Below are 6,818 nucleotides of genomic sequence, written 5' to 3'. Positions count from 1 at the left end.
GATCCTCGTTGCCGGCACCAACGGCAAAACCACTACCAGCCGCATGTTCGCGGCCATCCTTGAGCAGACCGGCGAACCGCTCTTGCACAATCGCGCCGGCGCAAATCTGCTGCCCGGCTTGACCACCGTCGCGATTGCCGGCGCCGATTGGCGCGGTCGCCCCCGTGCCCGCCGCGCCCTGTTCGAGACTGATGAGGCGGCCTTGCCGCAAGCGATTGCCGAGACCAGCCCCCGCCTCGTTGTGTTGCTCAATCTATTCCGCGACCAGCTTGATCGCTACGGCGAGATCGATACCATTGCCGGGCACTGGCGCACTGCCTTGCAAACATTGCCGGCCACGAGCACCGTGGTCTTCAATGCCGACGATCCAGCGATTGCTGCGATTGCCCGCAACCTGACCGCCCGCACCCTCGCGTTTGGGTTGGAAGATAGTCGCCACGCCGTCGCCGCCGCCACCCACATCGCCGACTCGCAGTTTTGCCACGCCTGTGGCCACCGCTACGAATACCAGCATCTCTTTTATGCCCACATCGGCCACTACGCCTGTCCGCAGTGCGGCCAGCGCCGGCCCGATCCGCAGGTGGCGTTAACCGTGTTAGAACCGCAGGGGTTAGACGGCAGCGAATTACAGATCGACCACCCTGCTGGCAGATTGAGTATTCGCCTCCCGCTGCCCGGCCTCTACAACGCCCAGAATGCGCTGGCTGCCACCGCCGCTGCCTTGGCGCTCGGCGTTGCGCCAGCGACGATCAGCGCCGCCCTCGCTGCCTTCCGTGCCGCCTTTGGCCGCATCGAGCGGATCAATGCCGGCCCCGGCGGCCCGCCGATGCTGATTGCGCTGATTAAAAATCCGGTGGGAGCGTCAGAGACGGTGCGCATGCTGACCACGGCGACAAGCAAACCGTTGCATGTGCTGATCGCGATCAATGACCGCTTCGCCGATGGCACCGATGTGTCGTGGCTGTGGGATGCCGATTTCGAGCCGTTGGCCGGGAAGGTGGCCCGTGTCACGGTCAGCGGCACTCGCGCCGCCGATATGGCGCTGCGGCTCGACTATGCCGGCGTTGCCGCCGAGACCATGACCGTGATCGACGATCTGCCGGCGGCGCTCAATGCGGCGCTGGCGGCGTTGCCCACCGGCGAAACCCTCGCCATGCTGCCAACCTACACCGCCATGCTCGACCTGCGCGCCGAGATTGCCCGCCGCGGGTGGGCCAAACCGTTCTGGGAATCCTGAAGGCGCAGTAGAGCCGGACGGCTGTCCGGCTCCGCAAAGGCGCAGAGGGTTTAAACGCCAAGACGCAGAGAACGCAAAGGGAATTGGATGGGGGCTGCCAAGGGCGGTAAGAACTACAACCAACCCTCTGCGCCTTCGCGCCTTGGCGTGTAACGCTCTGCGTTCCTCTGCGCCTTCGCGCTTTGGCGTGTAACGCTCTGCGTTCCTCTGCGCCTTCACGCCTTGGCGTGTCAGAATCTTCTTTGCCCCCTCTGCGCCTTGTCTTTCATTATTCGCCCTCGCGCCACTCGCTGATGTTCCACGTAAACGGCGCCGTCGGGTTTAGCCGCCAGCCTGCCAACCCCTGCCGGGCCACCAGCACATCAATCCGTTGGAAGAGCGGCAACGCCGGCAACTCTTGCGTAAACAGTTGTTGTTGCCGGAGGTAGGCGTTCTTCTGCTCTTCGGGATCGAGCGAGGTGGTCGCCGTATTAATCGCTTCATTCGCCTCGAAGAAACACCAACCGGCAAAATTATTCCCTGTCCAATTGTTGGCTTCACTCGGCACACCGGCGCAACTCCACAACTCCCAACCGCGTGGGTGCGGTCCAGCCATCCAGCCAAACAAGGCCAATTGGAAGGTGCGCTGGTAGAGCGGGCCATCAGTGCTGTACAGTTCGCTCGACGGCAATTGCGCCACCTCAACCTGAACGCCAATCTGCTCCAGATCAGACGCTATCTGCCGCGCGACCGCTTCGCGCAACGGCGAATTGGCGCTAGTCACTAACGACAACAGGATCGGCAAGCCATCGTGCTCGCGCCAGCCATCGCCATCGGTATCGAGCAGGTTCGCTTCATCGAGCAAGCGGCGCGCCTCGTTGGGGTTATACGGGTAGCGGGTAATCTGATCGAGCGGCGGGTAACCAAGCTGGCCCGGCAATACCCAACTTTCTAAGACATTGCTCTTGCCCCCCAACAACTGCTCGACCAACTGGGGCCGGTTAATCGCGTACGCAATTGCTCGCCGCACGCGAATATCTTGCAACAACGGCACATCAAGATTAAAGTCGAGATGCTCCCAGATCGTGTTGGGGGAGGTGGCAAGCTGAAATTCCCGCAGTTCGGCGCTCTGCACAAGCATGGAGAGCAAATCCGGCACCGGCTGTTCGATGAAGGCTAGATCAATCCCGCCGCCGCGCACCAATTCAACCAATTGCTGCGGATCTTTGCGAAACGCGACAATAATCCGCTCAAACGGTGCGGCCGGCCCCGCGTAATGCGGATTGCGCACCAACTCAAGCGAGCCTCCATCGAAGGCACTGACCATGTACGGCCCATAACTCACCGGTTTGCGGACGAATTCACTTTGCATGATCCGTTGCGGATCCATATCCGCCAGCACATGGCGCGGCAACGGCGTCCAAAAACTGCTCAGATACGAGGGATCAGTCACATCAGGCCGCAGCACTGCCCGCGTCGTATGCTCATCGATCTGCTCGTAGCGTTCGATCATCGCCAAGCGGCTATTCGCCGCTTGACCGAGATCGATCTGTTGCGCCAGTTCGTGGGCGAACACCGAATCCGCTGCCGTCACCGGCGTGCCGTCAGACCAGCGCAAGGCCGGATTCCAGCGGAAGATGACGCTCACCTGCGTCACATCATCGGTCGTCTCGGTCGGGGTTTCGCTGATCTGCCCCAACGCATCGCGGAAGACGGTGACCGTAGACGTGACTACATCGCCGTTGGCAAAATCCGGCACCCGCGTTAACACCCCTGTCGTTTGCCACATAAAATCAACCGCCAACAGCGGCGTGGGGAAGATCAATTCAGTTAATGCGCCGGTGATGCGTTCGTCAGTCAGGGTGCTGTAGTAAGGGAACAGATCGGGCGGCTCATTCACCAACCCGATGCGCAACACCTGTTCGCGCACCGTGGTAGGGGTCGTTTCGACAAGAGACATCACTGCTGGAGCAGTTGGCGCCGGTTCATCAACCCGCACTTCACAGCCAGCAACGAGCACAAACGCAAACAGAACCGTTAGGAAGAATATGAAACGCTTCATAGCGAGTGCTTTATGGTTGATTGATAAGCCAGTAATGTGCAGTAAAAGGCAAGGCCTTAGCGGCTTGCTCCCGCCCTCGATTGTCAGTGCGAGGGGGCGGGTAGGCCTACAGCGATGCCGTGGGCTGCCCGACCGAAGCAATCTCCCGCTTGAGCGCACGCCATCCCTCAGCGGGTTCCTCCCGTCCTCGCGGGGGATTGCTTTGCCGCCGCAGGCGGCTCGCAATGACAGCCTGAGCATTGTATGGAGTGCAACGGTGAAACTGCCGCACTCCATAGAATAGCGCCAGCCTATGATCCAAACGCGCGTACCTTTCGCTTTTACATACGATGTCACGGCGTCGCTACATCGCGCGCAGACGGAATACCGGCCACGGCAGTGGCCATCTGTACGGCGCGCACGATCGCGGTAGCCAGCACATCGGCCGCCACTGCGCCGAGCGTCACCAACGGCGGCGCGTCGTAGACGCCGGTGGCTAGCGCGAACACGGTATCGCCATCGAACGGCGAGTGGGCCGGGCGAATCGCGCGGGCCAAGCCGTCTTGGGCCATGATGGCCAGTCGGGTTGCGGCGGCTTTGTCGAGGCGGGCATCGGTGGCGACCACGGCGATAGTTGTATTCTGGCCAGTAGCATCGGCAAACGACTGGCGAGCCACGCCACTGCGCAAGAACGCGCCGGTGCCGATCAACGACTGGCTGGGGCCGCGCGCGCCGGCGACAATCCGGCCTTGGCCGTCAACCACATCGCCGAAGGCGTTGACCACCACCAACGCCCCTACCGTCACCCCATTCGCCAGCGTCTCGCTCCACGTGCCAACGCCGCCACGCATCGCAGTGGCTATGCCACCTACTTTGCCGACCGTTGCACCGATCCCAGCCCCAACACTGCCCTCGGCCACACTGGCCTCGGCGGCCATACAGGCTGCGTACCCCATCGTCGCATCGGGCCACACATCAGCCCGGCCCACACCCAGATCGAAGATCACCGCCGCCGGCACAATCGGCACTTTGGTCAGGCCCACATCGAAGCCATAGCCGCGCTCGTGCAGCCACGACACGACGCCAGTGGCGGCAGCCAAGCCAAACGCGCTGCCGCCGGTCAAGACCACCGCATTGACCTGCTGCACCAGATTCACCGGATCGAGCAAATCGGTCTCGCGGGTGCCGGGAGCGCCGCCACGCACATCCACGCCAGCAACCGCACCATCTGGCGTCAGCACGACCGTCACCCCGGTCAGCGCCTCGGCGTCGGCGGCATGGCCGACGACAACCCCTTGCACATCGGTAATTGCGGGAACCTTCATCGCTGGCTAACCTCTACCGGCGGCGCGATCGGGTACGCATCCGCGCGTACCGTCGGCGCGCTGCCAAGGTGGGAATGGCCACAGTACGGGCAAATCCGCCACGTCAGATCGATCACCTTCTGGCACGAGTCGCAGCGCCGGCGCAACTGGGTATGGCAGTGCGGGCACAGGATGAAATCGGGTTCGATGGGACGCTGGCATTCGGGGCAGACGAATTGCTCTTCGAGATCGCGGCGCAGGAACTCTTCTTCCAAGGTGCGCTCGTACTTCTCGGCCAGCGTTTGCGGCGGGCGCAAGATCAGATGCAGCGGAATGCCGAGGAAGGGCAGCAGCAACACGATACCGACTGCCAGCACCTGCACCGAGATATCTTCGGTGCGGCGGCGAATATCGCGATAGGCCCACAACACCGACGCTGCCCAGAGTAACACCGCATACGCGCCCAAAAAGATTGCGCCAAGGCGCACCAGCGGCAGAATATTCGCCCAAAATTCTTGGATTGCTTCCATACGTTACAACTTGCGCGTCTGCGCACGCAAGACAAACACCGTCGCCCCGCCTACCTGCACCTCTAATGGCGCCGGCGGGTAAAACTCACCCGACTCGGCAATCGGCGGCATCGGCGAGACGTAGCGCGTGCGCGTCGAACAATGTTCGCGAATAATGTTAATCACCGGATTGACCTGCTGATCCTCGACGCTCAACAGCAAGGTCACGTTTCCTTCGCGCAAAAACCCGCCTTGGCTACTCAGGCGCGTCACCCGATAGCCATGTTCGGTCAGCGCTTCGACGAGATTCGTCGCGTCTTGGGATTGGACGACAGCCAGAATTAGGCGCATGCTCTTCACCCTAACGATGTCAATCCGCGCTTCCTTGCGCGGCAATCGGTGTAATCCGGGCCAAGCGCGGCGTCACCGCTTGCCAGATCTGTTCAGCCAACACGTCAACCGGCTGGCTGGCATCGAGCGCATACCAGCGTTCCGGCTCTTGCGCCATCAATTCGGCGAACCCATAAGCCACCCGTTGATGGTAGGCAAGATCGCGCTCATCAAGCCGGTTCCATTCCACCGGCTGGCCGCCGCTGGTTTCCGTCCGCTCACGTCCGGCGCGTTTGCGCTGCAAACCAACTTCCACGTCGATCTGCAGATAGAAGGTCAGATCAGGCTTCAGGCCGCCGGTTGCCACTGCCGTAATCGCGCGCAGTTCATCGAGATCGCGGCCAAGGCCGTACCCCTGATAAGCAAAGGTCGAATCGGCATAGCGATCACAGACTACAATCCCGCCGGTGGCGAGATAGGGCCGGATCAGCTCGCTCACCAATTGCGCACGCGCCGCCGAAAACAACAAGGTCTCAGTGGTAGGCGCCATTTCGGTATGGCGCAGATCAATCAAAATCCGGCGGATCAACTCGCCGATCCGCGTCCCGCCCGGTTCGCGGGTGAGTATCACCGGATAGCCCGCCGCTTGCAGGCGTTCATACAGACGGCGAGCTTGTGTGCTCTTGCCGGCCCCCTCTGGCCCTTCAAATGTAATAAACAGACCTTGAGGCATGACAGCGTCACCAGCAATCTCGGTTTACCCTTCGTTAAGGATAGCCGATCTTTGCCAATCTGTCGATGAGTCGTCGTGGATGGTGGCGGCATTGCAGCGCAATGCCGCTCCCGATCCCGCTACCGGAAGATCTTGACCCGCCGGTTCGGATCGTCGCCGCGGCTCTCTGAGCGCAAATTGTAGCGGTCGGCCATCTGATGTTGCAGGCGACGAATGTAACTGCTGCGCGGGGTCAATTCTACCGCATTGCACTCGCCGCTGATCACTTGGGTAATCGCCTGCTCGGTCTCGAGCAACGCCTCTTCGATCGTCGAATCGCTGCGCGGCGGTTCGGGTTCCTCATCCACCACCTCGCGCAACTGGAAGACCTGCGCCAGTTGCCGTTCCATCTGGGTAATCGTGTTGTTGCGCAGCACGTAGACCGGCACGCCCTGCTCTTCGGCCTGCCGCAATTGTTGCGAGCTTTGCCGGTAGTAGTTCTTGAGCGTCATGACCAGTGTGGCGTCTTTCATATCGCGCACAATCACCGCCGGCACCCGCAGCCGTTCGATCGCGTTCTGCAACCGGTTCCAGCTGACGCCAAACGGGAAGATGCGCTGCGGCAGCACCGTGGTCGCTGCGGTGGCATTGCCGTTGCGGTCGCGCAAGCGCGGGCCGCTCGCCCCCATCTGCGCCTGATCACGCC

Annotated in this window: 7 protein-coding genes; 1 reads left to right on the top strand and 6 read right to left on the bottom strand. The window is 61.7% G+C overall.

Features of this window, described 5'->3' with window-relative positions:
• Positions 1 to 1,237: MurT ligase domain-containing protein (locus U9R81_RS11270; RefSeq protein WP_322495551.1), on the top strand; the 1,237-nt coding region annotated here is incomplete at its 5' end.
• Between the two features lie 268 nt (positions 1,238 to 1,505).
• On the opposite strand, the gene U9R81_RS11265 is transcribed toward U9R81_RS11270, so the two are convergent.
• The 6 genes from U9R81_RS11265 to U9R81_RS11240 form a co-directional block, all read right to left on the bottom strand.
• The gene (locus U9R81_RS11265; RefSeq protein WP_322495550.1) at positions 1,506 to 3,278 is read right to left on the bottom strand and encodes a peptide ABC transporter substrate-binding protein; all 1,773 of its coding nucleotides are present in this window, start codon (positions 3,276 to 3,278) and stop codon (positions 1,506 to 1,508) included.
• Between the two features lie 332 nt (positions 3,279 to 3,610).
• Positions 3,611 to 4,582, bottom strand: a complete 972-nt coding sequence (locus U9R81_RS11260) for a P1 family peptidase (protein ID WP_322495549.1) — start codon at positions 4,580 to 4,582, stop codon at positions 3,611 to 3,613.
• Positions 4,579 to 5,091, bottom strand: a complete 513-nt coding sequence (locus U9R81_RS11255; RefSeq protein ID WP_322495548.1) for a zinc ribbon domain-containing protein — start codon at positions 5,089 to 5,091, stop codon at positions 4,579 to 4,581. Before U9R81_RS11255 ends, U9R81_RS11260 begins: the two co-directional genes overlap by 4 nt.
• 3 nt (positions 5,092 to 5,094) lie before the next feature.
• Positions 5,095 to 5,421 (bottom strand): cyclic-di-AMP receptor, encoded by a 327-nt coding sequence (locus U9R81_RS11250; RefSeq protein ID WP_015941657.1) that lies wholly within the window; start codon positions 5,419 to 5,421, stop codon positions 5,095 to 5,097.
• A gap of 19 nt (positions 5,422 to 5,440) precedes the next feature.
• Positions 5,441 to 6,133, bottom strand: coding sequence for a dTMP kinase (tmk, locus tag U9R81_RS11245; protein WP_322495547.1), 693 nt, complete (start codon positions 6,131 to 6,133; stop codon positions 5,441 to 5,443).
• A 119-nt stretch (positions 6,134 to 6,252) separates the two neighbouring features.
• Positions 6,253 to 6,818: R3H domain-containing nucleic acid-binding protein (locus tag U9R81_RS11240; protein ID WP_322495546.1), on the bottom strand; the 566-nt coding region annotated here is incomplete at its 5' end.

The sequence above is a fragment of the Chloroflexus sp. genome (genome assembly GCF_034435895.1).
Lineage (GTDB): Bacteria > Chloroflexota > Chloroflexia > Chloroflexales > Chloroflexaceae > Chloroflexus.
Note: the sequence above shows the minus strand (reverse complement) of the source record. Positions and strands in the feature narration are given on the sequence as shown.